Raw genomic sequence first — 17,330 nt, forward strand, 5'->3', positions numbered from 1 at the left:
CATGCCATGTTGTGATCAGGGGCGGGGATCACGGAGACCATGGCGTCAAGATCGCGCGTACGGCGCAGCAAGCGGCCATCCAAAAGGATGCCGCCGAAGACGCGCGCCGCAAGAACGCGAACCGCCAAAACACGCGCCGCCAAGACCGGCACCGTCAAGGTGGCGGCCAGGCCGCGCCGCAAACCGGCTGCGCCGAGGACGGCCCCAAAATCTGCTCCCGGCATGGTCGAGACCGCGCTTGCCGCCTTTGCCCATGAGGTACGGACGCCGCTGACCGGGATCCTCGCGATCAGCAATCTACTCGCGACCTCGGAGCTCGGCGAGCGCGAGCGGCGCTGGGTCGATACCATCAGGGCCGGCGCCGAGCATCTGGCGAGCCTTGCGACCCTGTTCGTCGATGCCTCCCGGAGCGAGGGGCCGGGGCTCGAGATCCGGCAGGATTTCTTCGACCTGCGCACGCTGGCGCGCCACGCCGGAGATTCGCTGGCCGGCCGCGCCGCTGCCAAGGGGCTGCAGGCCGCGGTCGAGGTCTCCGACAAGCTGCCGGCGTTTGCGGTCGGGGATCCGGTCCGGCTGCGCGCCGCGCTGGAGAACCTGATCGACAATGCCGTCAAGTTCACCAAGCAGGGCAGCATCGAGCTGCACGTCGCGCCGGTGCGCGCGGCCAGGGAAAAGAGCCGCGGCAGGAACGCCGGCAAGATCGGCGTTGCCTTTGCGGTCTCCGACAGCGGCATCGGCCTGACGCTGGCGGAGGTCAAGCGCCTGTTCCGGCCGTTCTCGCAGGCCAATGTCTCGATCGCCGCGCGGTTCGGCGGCGCCGGGCTCGGCCTGTCCTCGGTCAAGCAGCTCGCGCGCGCCATGGGCGGCGACATCGCCGTGGCCCAGCGCAAGGGCGGCGGCACGGTCTTCACGCTCAACGTGGTGCTGGCTGCAGCCGCAGGACCGGCCGCTGCGTCTTCGAGCGAAAGCGCGGCGGCGCCGTCATCGCAGGGGCTGCGGCTGCTCAGCATCGAGGACAATCCGTTCGGCCGCGTCGTGCTCAACACGATCCTGACCGAGCTCGGTCACCATGCCGAATTCATCGGTCAGGGCGAGGGCGCGCCCGATCGGCTCGGACAGGGCGCCTTCGATGCCGTGCTGATGGACATGGTGCTGCCCGGCATCGGCGGCGTCGAGGCCATCAAGCGCATCCGCGCGCTGCCGCCGCCGCACGGCCGGATCGTGATCGTCGGGATCTCCGGGCGTGCCGAGGACGAGGCCGCGGCGCGCGCCGCCGGCGCCGATGCTTTCCTGGTCAAGCCTGTTTCTCCGCGGGCACTCGCAACTGCGCTGCATGAAGCGACACGCCGCGCGGTAGCCGCGACTTCATGATCGCGGCGTTGAGCTCGCCGCCGAACACGAAAATCGCGGCGATGAAATACATGAACACCAGCGCGATCACCACCGAGGCGAGCCCCGCATACATCGTGACGTAATTGTTGGCGAAGCGCGCCAGGTACATGCCGAAGCCGATGCCGGAAATCAGCGACGCCACCATGGTGAAGATGATGCCCGGCAGGATCTGGGTGAAGCTGCGGCGCCCCGCCGGCAGCCAAGCATGCAGGATGAACAGTGCGACCACCAGCGCCAGCACCGTGATGCCGTAGCGAGCGGTGTTGAGCAGGCTCTCGTTGGATTCGACGAAGAACGGGATATAGCGCCGCGCCGCCTCGATGATCAGCGGCCCGAGCACGATCAGGAAGGCCATCGCCAGCGAGGCGAACACCGCCACCAGCGTGTAGCCGATCGATTCCAGCCGCAGCCAGTACCAGCGCCGCGGCTCGATCACGGCATAGGCGCGGTTCAGTGCGACCCGCAGCGCCTCGACGCCGTTGGAGGCGAAGTAGACCGCGAGCACCGCGCCGATGGTCAGGATGTCGCCGCGGGTGTTGGTCAGCACGTCGTGGATCTGGCCGGACAACGCCCCGGCGACCTGATCCGGCCAGACCTGGAGCAGCAGGCCGACCGCCTGATCGGCGAGCTCCTTGGAGCCGAAGAAACCGGCCACCGACGTCAGCACGATCAGGAACGGAAACAGCGCCATCAGGGTCGACAGCGCGATGTGGCTCGCGATCGCCCAGCCGTCATCGGCGAGGAACGTGTAAAAGGCATCCATCACGACGTGGGTGACGTAACGAAGCTGATTCACATTCCACCCGGCATTGTCGACAACCGCTCGGTCCGAGGACGGCCCAGCATCTGATATTACGCCTTGAAAAGCCAGTTGGTTGCATGGCTCGGCTGTGTGGAAGTCCGCGTCCTGCGGTGTTATGTACCGCAGATGACATCTGTCCTCAGCACGATCATTCTTCCTATCGCCGTCGGCGCCGTCGCGCTGGTGCTCCTGCTCGGCCTCATCAACATGATGAAGGGCGGCTCGCCGAACACATCGCAGAAGCTGATGCGGCTGCGCGTGCTGCTGCAGTTCGTCGCCATCGTCATCGCGATGCTCGCAGTCTGGGCGATGGGACGCTAGACTCGCTGCGAGCGAAGCGGGCGATGCGCAAACCTTAGGGGATCACGGCCATGGTCGTTCTCAATCGGATCTATACGCGCACCGGCGATGACGGCACCACCGCGCTCGGCTCCGGCGAGCGGCGGCCGAAATACGATCTGCGCGTCGCCGCCTATGGCACCGTCGACGAGACCAATGCCGCGATCGGCGTGGTGCGGTTGCATCTCGCGGACAGCCCCGACGCCGATGCGATGCTCGGCCGGATCCAGAACGATCTGTTCGATCTCGGTGCCGACCTTGCGGTGCCCGAGCGCGAGGGCAAGGCCGAGCGTCTGCGGATGCTGGCGAGCCAGGTCGAGCGGCTCGAGCGCGATATCGACAGCCTGAACGACCAGCTCGCGCCGCTGACCTCGTTCGTGCTGCCCGGCGGCACGGCCGCCTCGGCATATCTGCATCTCGCCCGGACGATATGTCGCCGCGCGGAACGGATGATGGTGGAACTCGCCGCCCGGCCCGACGAGCCGGTCAATGCAGCTGGCATCCAGTATATGAACCGCCTGTCGGATTTCCTGTTCGTTGCCAGCCGCTTCCTGAACAACAAGGGGGCGGGAGACGTGTTGTGGGTGCCGGGCCAGAACCGCTAAACTGGTTCAAAACCGGGGGACGGTTTTTTGGCTTTGGCGCGTTGACCGGGGGAAACGGGACCTTTAGGTTCCGCGCCAGCCAACCGAAACCCATAAAATCAAAGCGAAAGAGGATCGATGAAGGTTCTTGTGCCGGTAAAGCGGGTCGTCGACTACAACGTCAAGGTCCGCGTCAAGAGCGACGGGACGGGCGTGGAGCTCGCCAACGTCAAGATGTCGATGAACCCGTTCGACGAAATCGCCGTCGAGGAAGCGCTGCGGCTGAAGGAAGCCGGCAAGGCGACCGAGGTGGTGGTGGTGTCGATCGGACCGGCGCAGGCCTCCGAGACCATTCGCACCGGGCTTGCGATGGGCGCCGACCGCGGCATCCTGGTCAAGGCTGAAGGCAATGTCGAGCCGCTCGGTGTCGCCAAGATCTTGAAGGCGGTGGTCGAGGCGGAGCAGCCCGGCCTCGTCATCCTCGGCAAGCAGGCGATCGACGACGATAGCAATCAGACCGGCCAGATGCTGGCCGCGCTGCTCGGCTGGTCGCAGGCGACCTTCGCTTCCAAGCTCGAGGTCGATGGTTCTGATTTCAAGGTCACGCGCGAAGTCGACGGCGGCCTGCAGACCATCAAGCTGAAGGGCCCGGCGATCGTCACCACTGACCTCCGCCTCAACGAGCCGCGCTACGCTTCGCTGCCCAACATCATGAAGGCGAAGAAGAAGCCGATCGACGACAAGAGCGTCGCTGACTACGGCGTCGACGTGACGCCGCGTCTGGAAGTGCTGAAGACCGCGGAACCGGCAGGCCGCAAGGCGGGCGTCAAGGTCAAGGACGTCGCCGAACTCGTGAACAAGCTCAAGACCGAAGCCGGGGTTCTCTGATGACGACGCTGTTGATTGCCGAACACGACCACGAGACCCTGAAGGACTCGACCAACAAGGCGCTGACCGCGGCGAGCCAGCTCGGCGGCGACGTCCATGTGCTGGTTGCCGGTGGCGGCCAGGGCACCAAGGCGGCGGCGGAAGCAGCCGCCAAGCTCGCCGGCGTCAGCAAGGTGCTGGTGGCCGAAGGCCCCGCCTATGAGCACGATTTGGCCGAGCCGCTGGCTGCGCTGATCGTGGCGCTGGCGTCCGGCTATGACGCGTTCGTCGCGCCCGCGACCTCGCGCTTCAAGAACGTGATGCCGCGCGTCGCAGCCCTGCTCGACGTCATGCAGGTCTCCGAGATCATCAAGGTTGTCGCACCCGACACCTATGAGCGGCCGATCTATGCCGGCAACGCGATCCAGACCGTGAAGTCGAAGGACGCCAAGAAGGTGATCACCGTCCGCACCTCGACCTTCGCCGCTGCCGGCGAAGGCGGCAGCGCGGCCATCGAGAACGCCGCATCGGCCGCCGATCCCGGCCTGTCGACGTTCGTCGGCGAGGAAGTCGCCAAGAGCGACCGTCCGGAACTGACCTCGGCCAAGATCATCGTCTCGGGCGGCCGCGCCATGCAGAGCCGCGAGAACTTCGCGAAGTACATCGAGCCGCTCGCCGACAAGCTCGGCGCCGGCGTCGGTGCCTCGCGCGCCGCGGTCGACGCCGGCTATGCGCCAAACGACTGGCAGGTCGGCCAGACCGGCAAGGTGGTGGCCCCGGAACTTTATGTCGCGGTCGGCATCTCCGGCGCGATCCAGCATCTGGCCGGCATGAAGGACTCCAAGGTGATCGTCGCCATCAACAAGGATGAGGACGCGCCGATCTTCCAGGTCGCCGATTACGGCCTGGTCGCCGACCTCTACCAGGCGGTTCCGGAGCTGACCGAAGCGCTCGGCAAGCTCGGAAAGTAAGCGACAAGACACCGGCCGGGTGGCTAAGCTCCGGCCGGTGTTGTTATTTTCGAGGCAATGATCCGGAAACGTTTTTCCGAAAGGATCATGCTCGACAGGGGAAAATGGGATCCGGGTGTGATGACCTGTAATCACATCATGGTCCCGGGAAACGTTTTCCGGCGGATTGGGCAACCCGGAAGGCTTCACTTCGGGTATCGTTGGAATTGGGCAGGCGCGACATGCGCGCCGTTCCGGTGGATGACAAGATGACGGTGGCAATCAAAAAGGTCGGCGTGATCGGTTCGGGCCAGATGGGCAGTGGCATTGCCCATGTGGCGGCGCTGGCCGGCTTCGACGTGGTGCTCAACGACGTGTCCGGCGACCGGCTGAAGTCGGCGCTGGCGACCATCAACGGCAATCTGACCCGCCAGGTCGCCAAGAAGGCGGTCAGCGAGAGCGAGCGCAAGCAGGCGCTCGACCGCATCGCCTCTGCCGAGACGCTCGATGCGCTGGCCGATTGCGATCTCGTGATCGAGACCGCGGTCGAGAAGGAAGAGACCAAGCGCAAGATCTTCCACGACGTCTGTGCGGTGCTGAAGCCGGACGCGATCGTTGCGACCAACTCGTCGTCGATCTCGATCACGCGGCTCGCCGCCTCGACCGATCGTCCCGAGAAATTCATCGGCATTCACTTCATGAATCCGGTGCCGGCGATGGAGCTCGTCGAGCTGATCCGCGGCATCGCCACCGACGACACGACCTTCGACACCGCCAAGGCGTTCGTCGCCAAGCTCGGCAAGCAGGTCGCGGTGTCGGAGGATTTCCCGGCCTTCATCGTCAACCGCATCCTGCTGCCGATGATCAACGAGGCGATCTACACGCTGTATGAAGGCGTCGGCAACGTCGAGGCGATCGATGCCGCGATGAAGCTCGGCGCGCACCACCCGATGGGTCCGCTTGAGCTCGCCGATTTCATCGGCCTCGACACCTGCCTGTCGATCATGCAGGTGTTGCACGAAGGACTCGCCGATTCCAAGTACCGGCCGTGTCCGCTGCTGGTGAAATATGTCGAGGCCGGCTGGCTTGGACGCAAGTCCCAGCGCGGCTTCTACGACTACCGCGGCGACAAGCCGGTCCCGACGCGATAATCGCCGTTCTCGTTTCAGGTCAGTGCCCGCAACAGCGCAAGCGTCGCGGGCACCAGACCGATAATGACAGTCACACCCGTTCCAAGTCCGAGCAGATGCGCGGCCAGCGCGAGGCGCTGGCTGTGTCCGTGAGGCCTCATTGCAAGGCCGCGCAGGCGCGCGTCAGCCGCCTTCCGGCCTCCTCGATGACTGGTGAAGGATTGGCGAAGCTGACGCGGATATAGGGCGACAGCCCGAAATCCTCGCCGGGAAACACCACCAGATCGGCGTGTTCGAGCAGATAGGCCGCAAAATCGCGGTCGGTCTCGATCGCCTTGCCGTCGGGTGCGCGCTTGCCGATCACGCCGGCGCAACTGACCAGCAGATAGAACGTGGCCTCGGGCGGCGTGCAGGAGAGACCGCTGCATTCGTTCACGAGTGCAGCAAAGCGGTCGCGCCGCGTGCGAAGGATGGCGGCGCGCTCTGCCAGCACGTCCTGCGCGCCGTCGAGCGCGGCCACCGCGGCGGCCTGACTGATCGACGAGGCGCCTGATGTGGTCTGCGACTGGATCGTGATCATCTCGCGGATCAGCGCCGAAGGGCCGGCGGCATAGCCGATGCGCCATCCCATCATCGCGTAGCTCTTGGCGAGGCCGCTGACGGTCAGCGTCCGCGGCTTCAGGCGCGGCTCGATCTCCGCAAGCGTCGGCGCCGGCGCGCCGTCGAAGGTGATGTGCTCGTAGAGCCCGTCGGCAAGCACCCGGATGTCCGGATGCCGCAGCAGGATCGCGGCGATCCTGGACAGGTCCTCGCGCGAATACAACGCACCTGAGGGATTGACCGGATTGTTGAGCACGATCCAGCGCGTCCGCGCCGAGATCGCCGCCTGCAAGTCCTCGGCACGCAGCTTGAAGCCGTTGTTCTGCGCGCAGGGCACGACCACCGGCGCCCCGCCTGCGAGCCGCACCTGATCGAGATACGGCGCCCAATAGGGTGCGGGGACGATCACCTCGTCGCCGGGCACAAGCGTCGCCAGCAGCGCGTTGAACAGCGCCTGGGTCGAGCCGTTGGTGATGACGATCTCATCCAGACGATAGTCGAGACGATGGTCGCGCAGCAGCGCGGCCTGCACCGCGCGCTTCAGCTCGGGCGTGCCGTCGACATCGGTGTAGCGGGTTTCGCCGCGCAACGCCGCCTCATGCGCCGCCGCGATCACATGATCCGGTGTCGGGAAGTCCAGATTGCCCGACGACAGCTCGATGATGTCGCGCCCGGCGGCGCGCAGCTCGCGGGCGCGGCGCCGCAGCACCGATGCGGGCGATGGCTTGATGCCGCTCATGCGCGGCGAGAGGATCGGGGCAGCGGTCATCGGACGTACTGCGCCTCACCGTTGCCGAACGACCAGTTCTCGGGGAGCACCTCGACGAGGTTGATGAAGATGTCTTCAGTGCGCAGGCCGGGGCTTTCCGCCAGCAGGTCGGCGATCCGCCGATAGAGCTTCTGCTTCTGCGCCACCGGGCGGGTGTTGCTGACCGTGATCTGGATGATGACCAGATCGTCGCTGCGCCTGATGCCGAGATAGTCCGCGCCATAGGCGAAATCGTCGCCGTCGTGCTCGGAGATCGTCATGAAGCGATCGCCGTCCGGTACATCGAAGGTCTCGCGCAGGGCGCGATAAAGGCTGTCGAGAATGGCCGTGCGGTAGGCGGCGGGCTTACCCTGTCGCAGCGAGACGTGGGTCAGCGGCATGATGGTGGCTCCTGGAAGCGTTGCGTGCAGCCGATCCTAGGAGCAGATTGATCATTGAAAAACGGTATGATATCGCATTTCAATGATTGTCAATTTAAATGGACGGCCATGAAAGCGCTCGACGTCGAGGCGGTGCAGGCCTTCGTCCTGGTGGCCGACCTCAGCAGCTTCACGCGGGCGGCGCAGGTCATGGAGACCACGCAGTCGGCGGTCAGCCTGAAGATCAGGCGGCTGGAGGACGGACTTGGCCGGCGGCTGCTGGAGCGGACGCCGCGGCTGGTTCGGCTGTCGGCTGAGGGGGCCGCCTTCCTCGGCGCGGCGCGCAATCTGGTGGCCGCGCATCAATCGGCGATGGGATCGTTCGCGGTCGAGCATCGGCGATTGGTCGTGGGCATCAGCCACCACATCGTCGGATCGGAACTGGCCTCGCTGTTGAAGCGGATGAACAGCACCGATCCGGGCCTGGTGATCCAGCTGCATGTCGACACCTCGCGTGCGGTGCTCGGTGCATTCGACGACGGCAAGCTCGATGCCGCGATCGTGCTGCGCCACGACGCCAAGCGCCGCGATGGCGACGTGCTGTTTGAGGAGCCGTTCGGCTGGATGGCCGCGCCCGATTTTCACCACCGGCCGGGCGAGCCGCTGCGGCTGGCTACCCAGGCCGAGCCGTGCAGCGTGCGTGCCATGGCGGTCGAAGCTCTCGACGCTGCCGGCATCGCCTGGACCGAGGCGTTCGTCGGCGGCGGGCTTGCGACGATCGGGGCTGCGATCTCGGCGGGCCTTGCGGTCGCGGCGCTGGCGCGCCGGGTGGCGCCGGCCGATACCGTCGACCTCGGGCCAAAGCTCGGCCTGCCGCCGCTGCCGTCCCGCGATGTCATGCTGCACTCGAAGCTATCGGATGCGCGGACCCGGCAGGCGCTGCGCACCCTCGGCGCGGCCTTCGCGGCGAACGCGGCCTGAGCCACATTCAGACGATGCGTCAGCCTGACGCGGCCGTCCGTTACCCAAGCATTAACTTTCGCGCGCTACGCAGAACCAGCTTGGGAGTACCGCGTATGGACATGATGAGCATGGTCACCAGCATCCTGTCGATGCAGCAGGGCAATTTGCAGGGTGAGATCGCGACCCGCGTGACCAAGCAGAACCTCGACGCGGAGAAATTCGCGGTTCAGACCCTGCTCGGCAATCCCTCCACCGCGAATCTGTCCCCTGGCATCGGCGGCAACCTCAACGCCGTTGCCTGATCAAAATGCCGCCGCGCCGGGCTGTAGCGCTGCCTTCACCAGCTTGATCGCATCGTCGCTCGCCCATTCGGCGGGACCGGCGATATTGGCGATTTCGCAGCCCTTGCCGTCGATGAGCACCGAGGTCGGCATGCCCAGCGCCTTGCCTATGTTCTTAAGGTCCTGAAAGACCTTGGCTTTCTGGTCGCTGAAATAGCCGAGATTGGTCAGATTGGCCTCTTTCAGGAAGTTCTTCGGCTTGTCCGGGTCGCGGGTGTCGATGTTGATCGCGACCACCTCGAAATCCTTGCCGCCGAGCTTGGTCTGCAGGCTGTCGAGCGCCGGCATTTCCTTGCGGCAGGGCACGCACCAGGTCGCCCACAGGTTCACCAGCACGGTCTTGCCGCGCCAGTCCGAGAGCTTCTTCGGCTGGCCGTTGGCGTCTTCGAAGGTCAGGTCGGGCAGCTTGAGCGGGGTGGTCGCCATGGTCAGCGCCGCGACCTCACCATGGGCGAGCGGGCCGATCTTCTTCGCCAGATCCACCGCGCTGTTGCAGGCGATATCGCCGCCGGCGGGATGCTTGAGGCCGGAGACCCCGACATAGCCGATCACGGCCCCGGCCAGCACGGCGCCGATCACCAGCGGGATGCGCCATTTGGCGGTCGGCCTGGCACTCGGCTTGGCGGTCGGTTCGGATGGGGTGGTCTCGGGCATATCGTTTGTCATCCTGGGTCAGATATGGCTATGCAGTGCCGGGAATACGTCCCGAACCGCCACGCCGTTTCGCCGCTCCGGCGATGAAACAGTGCGGCCTGAAATACAAATTCGTGAGCGAGATGTCATGAGCAACAAGATGTGGGGCGGCCGGTTCTCGGAGCGTCCCGACGCGATCATGGAGGAAATCAACGTCTCCATCGACGTCGACCGTCACCTTTATGCCCAGGACATTGCCGCGTCCAAGGCCCACGCCGCGATGCTCGCCGCGCAAGGCATCATCACCGCTGCTGATGCGAAAAATATCGGTAAAGGTCTAGACACGATTTTGTCAGAAATCGGCAAGGGCGATTTCGATTTCAAGCGCGCGCTCGAAGATATCCATATGAACGTCGAGTCGCGGCTGTCCGAATTGATCGGTCCCGCGGCGGGCCGGCTGCACACCGCACGCTCGCGCAACGACCAGGTCGCGACCGATTTCCGGCTCTATGTCCGCGACACCATCGACGAGACCGAGGCCGCGCTGGCCGCGTTCCAGCAGGCGCTGGTCGCCCGCGCGCTGGAGCATGCCGGAACCGTGATGCCGGGCTTCACCCATCTGCAGACCGCGCAGCCCGTCACCTTCGGCCATCATCTGCTGGCCTATGTCGAGATGGCAGGCCGCGACCGTGGCCGCTTTGCCGACGCGCGCAAGCGATTGAACGAATCGCCGCTGGGTGCGGCCGCGCTCGCCGGCACCTCGTTTCCGATCGACCGCGCCGCCACCGCCAGGGCGCTCGGCTTCGACCGGCCGATGGCCAATTCGCTCGATGCGGTGTCCGACCGCGATTTCGTGCTGGAGACGCTGTCGGCGGCGGCGATCTGCGCGGTGCATATGTCGCGCTTCGCCGAGGAGATCGTGATCTGGACCTCGCCGCTGGTCGGCCTCGTCAAGCTCAGCGACAAGTTCACCACCGGCTCGTCGATCATGCCGCAGAAGCGCAACCCGGATGCGGCCGAACTCGTCCGCGCCAAGACCGGCCGGGTGATCGGCGCGCTTACCGCGCTGCTGATCGTGATGAAGGGCCTGCCGCTCGCCTATCAAAAGGACATGCAGGAGGACAAGCAGGGCGCCATGGAGGCCTTCGAGGCGCTGTCGCTCGCGATCCGCGCCATGACCGGCATGGTCGAGGATTTGGTGCCGGACGAGGCGAAGATGAAGGCCGCGGCCGGTGAGGGCTACGCCACGGCGACCGACCTCGCCGACTGGCTGGTGCGCACCCTGAAGATGCCGTTCCGCGACGCCCACCACGTCACCGGGCGCATCGTCGGCCTGGCCTCGAAGCAGGGCGTGGCGCTGCACGAATTACCGTTGACGGCCATGCAGGAGGTCGAGCCGAAGATCACGGCGGACGCGCTGAAGGTGCTCAGCGTCGAATCCTCGGTCAAGAGCCGGACCTCGTTTGGCGGCACAGCGCCGAAGAATGTGATGGCGCAGGCGAAGGCCTGGGCCAAGCGGCTGGAAAAAGAGCGAAAATTGGGCTGAACCGGAAAATTTGGCGGTGATTTCTCGGGCCTCCGCCTCTCGCCAGAGCACGCCAATGTTTGTATGGTGCCGCCCGAATTGGGGAATTCGTCGTGATTAGCAAGAACCGCCTGACCCCCTCGGGATGGGCCATCATTGTGCTGAGCGTATCAGCGCTGGCGCTCGGCGGCTGCGGCCGTAAGGGACCGCTCGACCTGCCGCCGACCGCGAACGCCGCGCCGGGCACGGCTGCGGCACCGGGCGATACCGAGAGCGAGCGGGCGGCGCAGCCCAGCGTGTTCAATCCGACCTATGGGTCGGATGCCGCGCCGGCCGCGCCGAAAGGCAATAAACGGCCCTTCATCCTCGATCCGCTGCTCGGCAATTGATATCGGGAGCATGATCTGAAAAATCATGCTCAAACAACCTAGCGTGTCATGAACCATTTCGACTATCGCAACGGCGTGCTGCACGCCGAGGCGGTCAATCTCATTGAGCTGGCGGAAGCCGTCGGCACGCCGTTCTATTGCTATTCGACGGCGACGCTGGAGCGGCACTACCGCGTCTTCACTGAGGCCTTCGCCGGCGAGAAGGCGCTGGTCTGCTACGCGATGAAGGCGAACTCCAACCAGTCGGTCTTGCGCACCCTGGCCAAGCTCGGCGCCGGCGCCGACGTGGTGTCCGGCGGCGAGTTGAAGCGGGCGCTGGCGGCCGGCATCCCGCCGTCGAAGATCGTGTTCTCCGGCGTCGGCAAGACCGAAGGCGAGGTGCGGGCCGCGCTCGCCGCCGACATCCTCTGCATCAACATCGAATCCGAGCCGGAGCTCGAGATGCTGTCGCGCCTTGCGGTCGAGATGAAGACCACCGCGCGCATCTCGGTGCGGGTCAATCCCGACGTCGACGCCGGCACCCATGCCAAGATCTCGACCGGCAAGTCGGAGAACAAGTTCGGCATTCCGATCGCCCGCGCCCGCGAGGTCTATGCCCGCGCCGCGAAGCTGCCGGGCATCAAGGTGACAGGCACCGACGTGCATATCGGCAGCCAGATCACCGATCTCGGTCCGCTGGAAGCCGCCTTCCGGCTGCTCGCCGAATTCGTCCAGACGCTGCGCGCCGACGGCCACGATATTTCGCATATCGATTTCGGCGGCGGCCTCGGCATTCCCTATCATCTGGATCGCGCCGCGCCGCCGGTGCCCGCGGCCTATGCCGCGATGGTCAAGCGCGTCACGCATAATCTCGGCTGCACGCTGATGTTTGAGCCGGGCCGCATGATCGTCGGCAATGCCGGCATCCTGGTCACCCGCGTGATCCATGTGAAGCCGGGCGACGCCAAGAACTTCGTCATCATCGACGCCGCGATGAACGACCTGATCCGGCCGACGCTGTACGAGGCGCATCACGACATCCTGCCGGTGCGCCAGCCGGCGCCTGACACACCGACCATGATCGCCGACGTGGTCGGCCCGGTCTGCGAGACCGGCGACTACCTCGCGCTCGACCGCACGCTGCCGCAGCCAAAGGCCGGCGACCTGCTGGCGATCATGACCGCCGGCGCCTACGGCGCGGTGCAGTCGGGCACCTACAACACCCGGCCCTTGGTGCCGGAGGTGCTGGTCAAGGACGACCAGTACGCCGTGGTCCGCCCGCGCATCGACGTCGACGCGCTGATCGCGATGGACAAGCCCGCGCCGTGGCTGTGAGGCCGTAGCCCGGATGTAGCGAAGCGAAATCCGGGGCAGGTCTTTGATGTGGCACGAACCCCGGATTACGCTACGCTCCATCCGGGCTACGCGTCTTACTTCGCGGCGTGACTGCCGCCCTTGCCGCCACCCACGATCACGCCCGCGGCCTTCTCGATCGGCTTGATCGCCGCGGTGAAATCCGACTCCGGACCCTCGTCGCGGATGATGACCTCCCAGAGCCGGCCGACCGCTTCGGCGACTTCCATCGACAGCCCGAGCGAGCGCATCTCCTCGACCGCGAGCCGGACGTCCTTCACCATCAGACCGGTGGCGAAGCCGAAGTCGAAGCTGCGCGGCAACACCGAGCGCGGAAACTTGTCGCGGCTCGCGGTGTTCAGCCCCGAACCGGCATTGATGACGTCGATCATCACGGCCGGATCGAGCCCGGACTTGACGCCCATCACCACCGCCTCCGAGGTCGCGACCATCGCAGTCGCCGACAGGAAGTTGTTGGCGAGCTTCATGGTCTGGCCGGAGCCCGGCTTGGTGCCGATGAAGAACACCTTGCCGATGACGTCGAGCGCGCTCTTCACCAGCTCGAAATCGGCGCGCGGGCCCGACACCATCACCGCCAGCGTGCCCTTCTCGGCGCCGGAGACGCCGCCGGAGACCGGGCTGTCGATCTGCACGATGTTCTTCTTGGCCAGGAGATCGTGGATCTTCACCGCCATCCGCGAGCCGACGGTGGAGAGGTCGATGAAACGCTTGACGCGCTTGCCCTCGATCACGCCGCCTGTGCCGGTTGCGACCTCGAGCGAGGCCTGCAGCGAGGGCAGGCTCGCCATCACGGTCTCGACGCGGTCGGCGATATCCTTTGGCGACGTCGCAGCCTGAGCGCCGAGCGCAACCAGGCGATCGCGCGCGTCCTTGCTGGTGTCGAACACGGTGAGCTTGTGGCCGGCCTCGATCAGCCGGCGCGCCATCGGGAAGCCCATCTTCCCGAGGCCGATGAATCCGATTTCCATGAGTCGTTTCCTCTACGTCGTTATGTGCGGAGTCGCGCGCCCCGTACTCGATGTCGTCCCTGCGAAGGCCGGGACGACGATGCGGAAGCGGCGTGCGCCTCACGCCTTGTTGTCAAGTTCGGCGAACACTTCGCGCGCGATGCGGAAGCTGTCGACGCCGGCCGGGATGCCGGCATAGATCGAGACCTGCATGAAGATCTCGCGGATCTCGTCGCGGGACACGCCGTTGGTCAGGGCGCCCTTGATGTGCGCCTTGAGTTCGTGCGGCCGGTTGAGGATCGAGATCATGGCGAGGTTGAGCATGCTGCGGGTCTTGCGCGGCAGCTCCTCGCGGCCCCAGACCGCGCCCCAGCAATATTCGGTGACGAGTTCCTGGAACGGCTTGTTGAAGCTGTCCGAGTTCTTCAGCGCATTGTTGACATAGGCCTCGCCGAGCACCGCCTTGCGGATTTCGAGCCCCTTGTCGTGCGTCTTCTGGTCCATATCGTTTCCTCATGCGTTAAGGCTTGGTTCGGGCCGGGAAGTTACGGGGTCGAACTGCCGCAGTCACGCCTTCGTGTTATGCGTATTTCCCGGTGTGGGTTACGTCGGGGAACGGGTGCCTCAAAGCCGCCGCTGTGCTAGGCTGATCTGCCGGCTACCCCGGAGATGTTATTGAGCGGAGCCAACATCGACCCGTCTGACACCCCGTCACACGCCGTCCCCGACAGCGATGCGATCGCGCGGCTGAAACTGACGCAATCGAAGCTGACGGAGGCTCTGCAGCGGGCGAAATTTGCGATCGCGTGGGAACGGGCCTGGCCGCATCTGGCGCGGTTCCTGACCGTCGTGGGTCTGTTCCTGGTCGCGTCCTGGGCCGGGTTGTGGCTGGTGCTGCCGTTTGTCGCACGTCTCGCCGGCGCCGGCCTGTTCGGCATCGCCGCGCTCGCAGCGCTGTTGCCGCTGCTGCGCTTCCGCTGGCCGAGCCGTGAGGAGGGCCTGAGCCGGCTCGACCGCGGTGCCGGCATCCGCCATCGCCCGGCGACCACGCTCTCCGATACGCTCACCAACAAGGACCCGTTCGCGCTGGCGCTGTGGCAGGCGCAGCGCGAACGCACGCTGGCCTCGCTCAAGCGCATCCGTGCCGGTCTGCCGCGGCCGCGCGTCTCGCTGCACGATCCCTGGGCGCTGCGCGCGCTGGTCATCGTGATGCTGGTGGCAACCTATTTCGCCGCCGGCGACGAGCGCGGCCTGCGAGTCGCGTCCGCATTCGATTGGAACGGCATCATGGCGCCGGCCAATGTCCGGGTCGATGCCTGGGTGACGCCGCCGAATTACACCGGCAAGCCGCCGATCATCCTGTCGAACGCCAACAAGGACGCCAACGCGGCGGACACCACCCCGCTCGCGGTTCCCTCGGGCAGCACGCTGCTGGTGCGCTCCAGCGGCGGCACCATCGACGTCGTGGTCGGTGGCGGCGTCGCCGAGGTCGCGCCGGAGGGGCAGGCGCCGAAGGGCACCAACGAGCGGCATTTCAAGATCACCGGCGACGGCACCGCGCATGTCCGCGCGCCGGCCGGCCAGCCGCAGTGGAAATTCACCGCGACGCCGGATCGGCCGCCGTCGATTGCGCTCGCCAAGGATCCGGAGCGGCAGGCGCGCGGCGCCTTGCAGATGTCCTACCGGCTGGAGGACGATTACGGCGTCACTGAAGCGCGCGCGCAGTTCGCGGCGCGGCCGGCCGATGCGCCGAAGGATTCGCCCAAGGACGCCGACGGCAGGAAGGACGCCGACGGCAAGGCGGCGCAGCCGCGTCCGGTGTTCGAGCCGCCGCAATTCGCGCTGGTGCTGCCGAACGCGCGCACCCGCAACGGCGTCGGCCAGACCGTGAAGGACCTCAGCGAGGATCCCTATGCCGGCGCCGACGTGACGCTGACGTTGACGGCGAAGGATGAGGCCGGCAATGAGGGCAAGAGCGAGCCGTTCAACATGCGGCTGCCCGAGCGGCTGTTCACCAAGCCGTTGGCGCGCGCGCTGATCGAGCAGCGCCGCATCCTGGCGCTCGACGCCAACCAGAACGGCCAGGTCTACGCCGCGCTCGACGCGCTGATGATCGCGCCCGAAATGTTCATGCCGGAGACCGGCTATTATCTCGGCCTGCACACCGTGGCCCGCCAGCTCGAGGCGGCGCGCACCGACGATCAGCTGCGCGAGGTCGTCGCCAGCCTGTGGGCGCTCGCCGTCACCATCGAGGACGGCAACATTACCGATGTCGACAAGGCGCTGCGCGCGGCGCAGGACGCGCTCAAGCAGGCGCTGGAGCGCGGCGCGAGCGACGAGGAGATCAAGAAGCTCACCGACAATCTGCGCGCCGCGCTGGACAATTTCCTGCGCCAGCTCGCCGAGCAGTACCGCAACAATCCGCAGCAGCTGGCGCGGCCGCTCGATCCCAACACCAAGATGCTGAGCCAGCAGGATCTCAAGAACATGCTCGATCGCATGGAGCGGATGTCGCGGTCAGGCGACAAGGATGCGGCGCGGCAGTTGCTGGAACAGATGCAGCAGATGCTGGAAAACCTGCAGATGGCGCAGCCCAACCAAGGCGACGACGACATGCAGCAATCGCTCAACGAGCTCGGCGACATGATCCGCAAGCAGCAGCAGCTGCGCGACAAGACCTTCAAGCAGGGCCAGGATTCCCGGCGCGACCGGATGCGCGGCAAGCAGGGTGATCAGTCGATGGGCGACCTGCAGCAGGATCAGCAGGGGCTGCGCGACCGCCTGAAGAAGCTGCAGGAAGAACTTGCCAAGCGCGGCATGGGCCCGGACCAGCGCGGTCAGAAGGGCCAGAAGGGGCAAGGCCAGAAGGGCGATCAGGCCCAGCAGGGCGAGCAAGGCGGCGATCAGGGCGACCAGGGCGATGACGGCGACGGGCTCGACCAGGCCGATTCCGCGATGGGCGATGCCTCCGGCCGGCTCGGCGAGGGCAATGCCGACGCCGCGGTGGATTCGCAGGGCCGCGCGCTCGATGCGCTGCGCAAGGGCGCGCAGAGCCTCGCCGACGCGATGCAGCAGGGCGACGGCGACCAGCCCGGCGATGGCCCCGGCAACCGCGCCGGCCGCCAGCAGAGCGGCGGCAACCAGACCGATCCGCTCGGCCGCCCGTTGCACGGCCGCGAATTCGGCGACGACTACACGGTGAAGATCCCCGGCGAGATCGACGTGCAGCGCGTCCGCCGCATTCTCGAAGAGCTGCGCCGCCGCCTCGCCGATCCGTCACGGCCGCAGATCGAGCTCGACTACATCGAGCGGCTGCTGAAGGAGTATTGAGGCTCTTCGTCATTGCGAGCGAAGCGAAGCAATCCATTATCTCGGCTTGCCGAGGCG

General features: G+C 66.1%; 18 protein-coding genes. 12 read left to right on the forward strand and 6 right to left on the reverse strand.

Features of this window, described 5'->3' with window-relative positions:
• Window positions 1-87 precede the first annotated feature (87 nt).
• Window positions 88-1,371 carry an ATP-binding protein gene (locus BRSPCE3_RS22605; RefSeq protein WP_244068376.1) on the forward strand — a complete coding sequence of 428 codons (1,284 nt, stop codon included), beginning with the start codon at window positions 88-90 and terminating at the stop codon, window positions 1,369-1,371.
• Here the strand turns inward: BRSPCE3_RS22605 and BRSPCE3_RS22610 are convergent.
• Window positions 1,295-2,155: a YihY/virulence factor BrkB family protein gene (locus BRSPCE3_RS22610; RefSeq protein WP_375709951.1), complete on the reverse strand. Its 861-nt coding sequence runs from the start codon at window positions 2,153-2,155 to the stop codon at window positions 1,295-1,297. The genes BRSPCE3_RS22605 and BRSPCE3_RS22610 overlap by 77 nt on opposite strands.
• A gap of 165 nt (window positions 2,156-2,320) precedes the next feature.
• Here BRSPCE3_RS22610 and BRSPCE3_RS22615 point away from each other — a divergent pair, with 165 nt between their 5' ends.
• The 5 genes from BRSPCE3_RS22615 to BRSPCE3_RS22635 all read left to right on the forward strand — a co-directional run bounded on the left by BRSPCE3_RS22615 (window position 2,321) and on the right by BRSPCE3_RS22635 (window position 6,085).
• Window positions 2,321-2,515 (forward strand): twin transmembrane helix small protein, encoded by a 195-nt coding sequence (locus tag BRSPCE3_RS22615; protein ID WP_024584739.1) that lies wholly within the window; start codon window positions 2,321-2,323, stop codon window positions 2,513-2,515.
• Between the two features lie 50 nt (window positions 2,516-2,565).
• Window positions 2,566-3,138, forward strand: coding sequence for a cob(I)yrinic acid a,c-diamide adenosyltransferase (locus tag BRSPCE3_RS22620; RefSeq protein ID WP_244068380.1), 573 nt, complete (start codon window positions 2,566-2,568; stop codon window positions 3,136-3,138).
• A 117-nt stretch (window positions 3,139-3,255) separates the two neighbouring features.
• A complete protein-coding gene (locus tag BRSPCE3_RS22625) occupies window positions 3,256-4,005 on the forward strand; it encodes an electron transfer flavoprotein subunit beta/FixA family protein (RefSeq protein ID WP_244068382.1) in 750 nt (249 codons plus the stop codon).
• Window positions 4,005-4,955 (forward strand): electron transfer flavoprotein subunit alpha/FixB family protein, encoded by a 951-nt coding sequence (locus BRSPCE3_RS22630; protein WP_244068384.1) that lies wholly within the window; start codon window positions 4,005-4,007, stop codon window positions 4,953-4,955. Before BRSPCE3_RS22625 ends, BRSPCE3_RS22630 begins: the two co-directional genes overlap by 1 nt.
• Window positions 4,956-5,203: 248 nt before the next feature.
• On the forward strand, window positions 5,204-6,085 hold the full coding sequence (locus BRSPCE3_RS22635; protein WP_244068386.1) for a 3-hydroxybutyryl-CoA dehydrogenase: 882 nt from the start codon (window positions 5,204-5,206) through the stop codon (window positions 6,083-6,085).
• 136 nt (window positions 6,086-6,221) lie between these two features.
• Here BRSPCE3_RS22635 and BRSPCE3_RS22640 read toward each other — a convergent pair whose 3' ends face one another.
• Both BRSPCE3_RS22640 and BRSPCE3_RS22645 read right to left on the reverse strand, forming a co-directional pair.
• A complete protein-coding gene (locus BRSPCE3_RS22640) occupies window positions 6,222-7,433 on the reverse strand; it encodes an aminotransferase class I/II-fold pyridoxal phosphate-dependent enzyme (RefSeq protein WP_244068388.1) in 1,212 nt (403 codons plus the stop codon).
• A complete protein-coding gene (locus BRSPCE3_RS22645) occupies window positions 7,430-7,813 on the reverse strand; it encodes a tautomerase family protein (protein ID WP_244068390.1) in 384 nt (127 codons plus the stop codon). The genes BRSPCE3_RS22640 and BRSPCE3_RS22645 overlap by 4 nt, the downstream gene beginning before the upstream one ends.
• 108 nt (window positions 7,814-7,921) lie before the next feature.
• Between BRSPCE3_RS22645 and BRSPCE3_RS22650 the strand changes: the two genes are divergently transcribed.
• Entirely contained in the window at window positions 7,922-8,773 is an 852-nt protein-coding gene (locus BRSPCE3_RS22650; protein ID WP_244068393.1) for a LysR substrate-binding domain-containing protein, read from the forward strand.
• Between the two features lie 95 nt (window positions 8,774-8,868).
• Entirely contained in the window at window positions 8,869-9,057 is a 189-nt protein-coding gene (locus BRSPCE3_RS22655) for a putative motility protein (protein ID WP_244068395.1), read from the forward strand.
• Here the strand turns inward: BRSPCE3_RS22655 and BRSPCE3_RS22660 are convergent, their stop codons facing one another.
• Window positions 9,058-9,750 carry a TlpA disulfide reductase family protein gene (locus BRSPCE3_RS22660; RefSeq protein WP_309296327.1) on the reverse strand — a complete coding sequence of 231 codons (693 nt, stop codon included), beginning with the start codon at window positions 9,748-9,750 and terminating at the stop codon, window positions 9,058-9,060.
• Between the two features lie 127 nt (window positions 9,751-9,877).
• On the opposite strand from BRSPCE3_RS22660, the gene argH reads away from it, so the two are divergent.
• The 3 genes from argH to lysA all read left to right on the forward strand — a co-directional run bounded on the left by argH (window position 9,878) and on the right by lysA (window position 12,957).
• Window positions 9,878-11,275: an argininosuccinate lyase gene (argH, locus tag BRSPCE3_RS22665; RefSeq protein ID WP_244068399.1), complete on the forward strand. Its 1,398-nt coding sequence runs from the start codon at window positions 9,878-9,880 to the stop codon at window positions 11,273-11,275.
• Between the two features lie 92 nt (window positions 11,276-11,367).
• On the forward strand, window positions 11,368-11,643 hold the full coding sequence (locus tag BRSPCE3_RS22670) for a lipoprotein (RefSeq protein ID WP_244068401.1): 276 nt from the start codon (window positions 11,368-11,370) through the stop codon (window positions 11,641-11,643).
• A gap of 48 nt (window positions 11,644-11,691) precedes the next feature.
• Window positions 11,692-12,957, forward strand: a complete 1,266-nt coding sequence (lysA, locus tag BRSPCE3_RS22675) for a diaminopimelate decarboxylase (RefSeq protein WP_244068403.1) — start codon at window positions 11,692-11,694, stop codon at window positions 12,955-12,957.
• Between the two features lie 95 nt (window positions 12,958-13,052).
• Here the strand turns inward: lysA and BRSPCE3_RS22680 are convergent, their stop codons facing one another.
• Together BRSPCE3_RS22680 and BRSPCE3_RS22685 are read right to left on the reverse strand one after the other, a co-directional pair.
• Window positions 13,053-13,964, reverse strand: coding sequence for an NAD(P)-dependent oxidoreductase (locus tag BRSPCE3_RS22680; protein WP_244068405.1), 912 nt, complete (start codon window positions 13,962-13,964; stop codon window positions 13,053-13,055).
• A 99-nt stretch (window positions 13,965-14,063) separates the two neighbouring features.
• Window positions 14,064-14,447, reverse strand: a complete 384-nt coding sequence (locus tag BRSPCE3_RS22685; protein WP_018268955.1) for a carboxymuconolactone decarboxylase family protein — start codon at window positions 14,445-14,447, stop codon at window positions 14,064-14,066.
• A 171-nt stretch (window positions 14,448-14,618) separates the two neighbouring features.
• Between BRSPCE3_RS22685 and BRSPCE3_RS22690 the strand changes: the two genes are divergently transcribed.
• Entirely contained in the window at window positions 14,619-17,273 is a 2,655-nt protein-coding gene (locus tag BRSPCE3_RS22690) for a TIGR02302 family protein (RefSeq protein WP_375709948.1), read from the forward strand.
• The last annotated feature ends 57 nt before the right edge of the window (window positions 17,274-17,330 follow it).

It is taken from the genome of Bradyrhizobium sp. Ce-3, assembly GCF_022835695.1.
In the GTDB taxonomy this organism is placed as follows: Bacteria; Pseudomonadota; Alphaproteobacteria; order Rhizobiales; family Xanthobacteraceae; genus Bradyrhizobium.

What these genes read in the sequence shown, in the direction of transcription:
- BRSPCE3_RS22630 (WP_244068384.1), top strand. Translation starts at nt 4,005, where the DNA reads ATGACGACGCTGTTGATTGCCGAACACGACCACGAGACCCTGAAGGAC.
- BRSPCE3_RS22625 (WP_244068382.1), top strand. Translation starts at nt 3,256, where the DNA reads ATGAAGGTTCTTGTGCCGGTAAAGCGGGTCGTCGACTACAACGTCAAG.
- BRSPCE3_RS22680 (WP_244068405.1), bottom strand. Translation starts at nt 13,964, where the DNA reads ATGGAAATCGGATTCATCGGCCTCGGGAAGATGGGCTTCCCGATGGCG.
- BRSPCE3_RS22645 (WP_244068390.1), bottom strand. Translation starts at nt 7,813, where the DNA reads ATGCCGCTGACCCACGTCTCGCTGCGACAGGGTAAGCCCGCCGCCTAC.
- BRSPCE3_RS22660 (WP_309296327.1), bottom strand. Translation starts at nt 9,750, where the DNA reads ATGCCCGAGACCACCCCATCCGAACCGACCGCCAAGCCGAGTGCCAGG.
- lysA (WP_244068403.1), top strand. Translation starts at nt 11,692, where the DNA reads ATGAACCATTTCGACTATCGCAACGGCGTGCTGCACGCCGAGGCGGTC.
- argH (WP_244068399.1), top strand. Translation starts at nt 9,878, where the DNA reads ATGAGCAACAAGATGTGGGGCGGCCGGTTCTCGGAGCGTCCCGACGCG.
- BRSPCE3_RS22615 (WP_024584739.1), top strand. Translation starts at nt 2,321, where the DNA reads ATGACATCTGTCCTCAGCACGATCATTCTTCCTATCGCCGTCGGCGCC.
- BRSPCE3_RS22635 (WP_244068386.1), top strand. Translation starts at nt 5,204, where the DNA reads ATGACGGTGGCAATCAAAAAGGTCGGCGTGATCGGTTCGGGCCAGATG.
- BRSPCE3_RS22655 (WP_244068395.1), top strand. Translation starts at nt 8,869, where the DNA reads ATGGACATGATGAGCATGGTCACCAGCATCCTGTCGATGCAGCAGGGC.
- BRSPCE3_RS22685 (WP_018268955.1), bottom strand. Translation starts at nt 14,447, where the DNA reads ATGGACCAGAAGACGCACGACAAGGGGCTCGAAATCCGCAAGGCGGTG.
- BRSPCE3_RS22650 (WP_244068393.1), top strand. Translation starts at nt 7,922, where the DNA reads ATGAAAGCGCTCGACGTCGAGGCGGTGCAGGCCTTCGTCCTGGTGGCC.
- BRSPCE3_RS22605 (WP_244068376.1), top strand. Translation starts at nt 88, where the DNA reads ATGCCGCCGAAGACGCGCGCCGCAAGAACGCGAACCGCCAAAACACGC.
- BRSPCE3_RS22640 (WP_244068388.1), bottom strand. Translation starts at nt 7,433, where the DNA reads ATGACCGCTGCCCCGATCCTCTCGCCGCGCATGAGCGGCATCAAGCCA.
- BRSPCE3_RS22620 (WP_244068380.1), top strand. Translation starts at nt 2,566, where the DNA reads ATGGTCGTTCTCAATCGGATCTATACGCGCACCGGCGATGACGGCACC.
- BRSPCE3_RS22610 (WP_375709951.1), bottom strand. Translation starts at nt 2,155, where the DNA reads ATGGATGCCTTTTACACGTTCCTCGCCGATGACGGCTGGGCGATCGCG.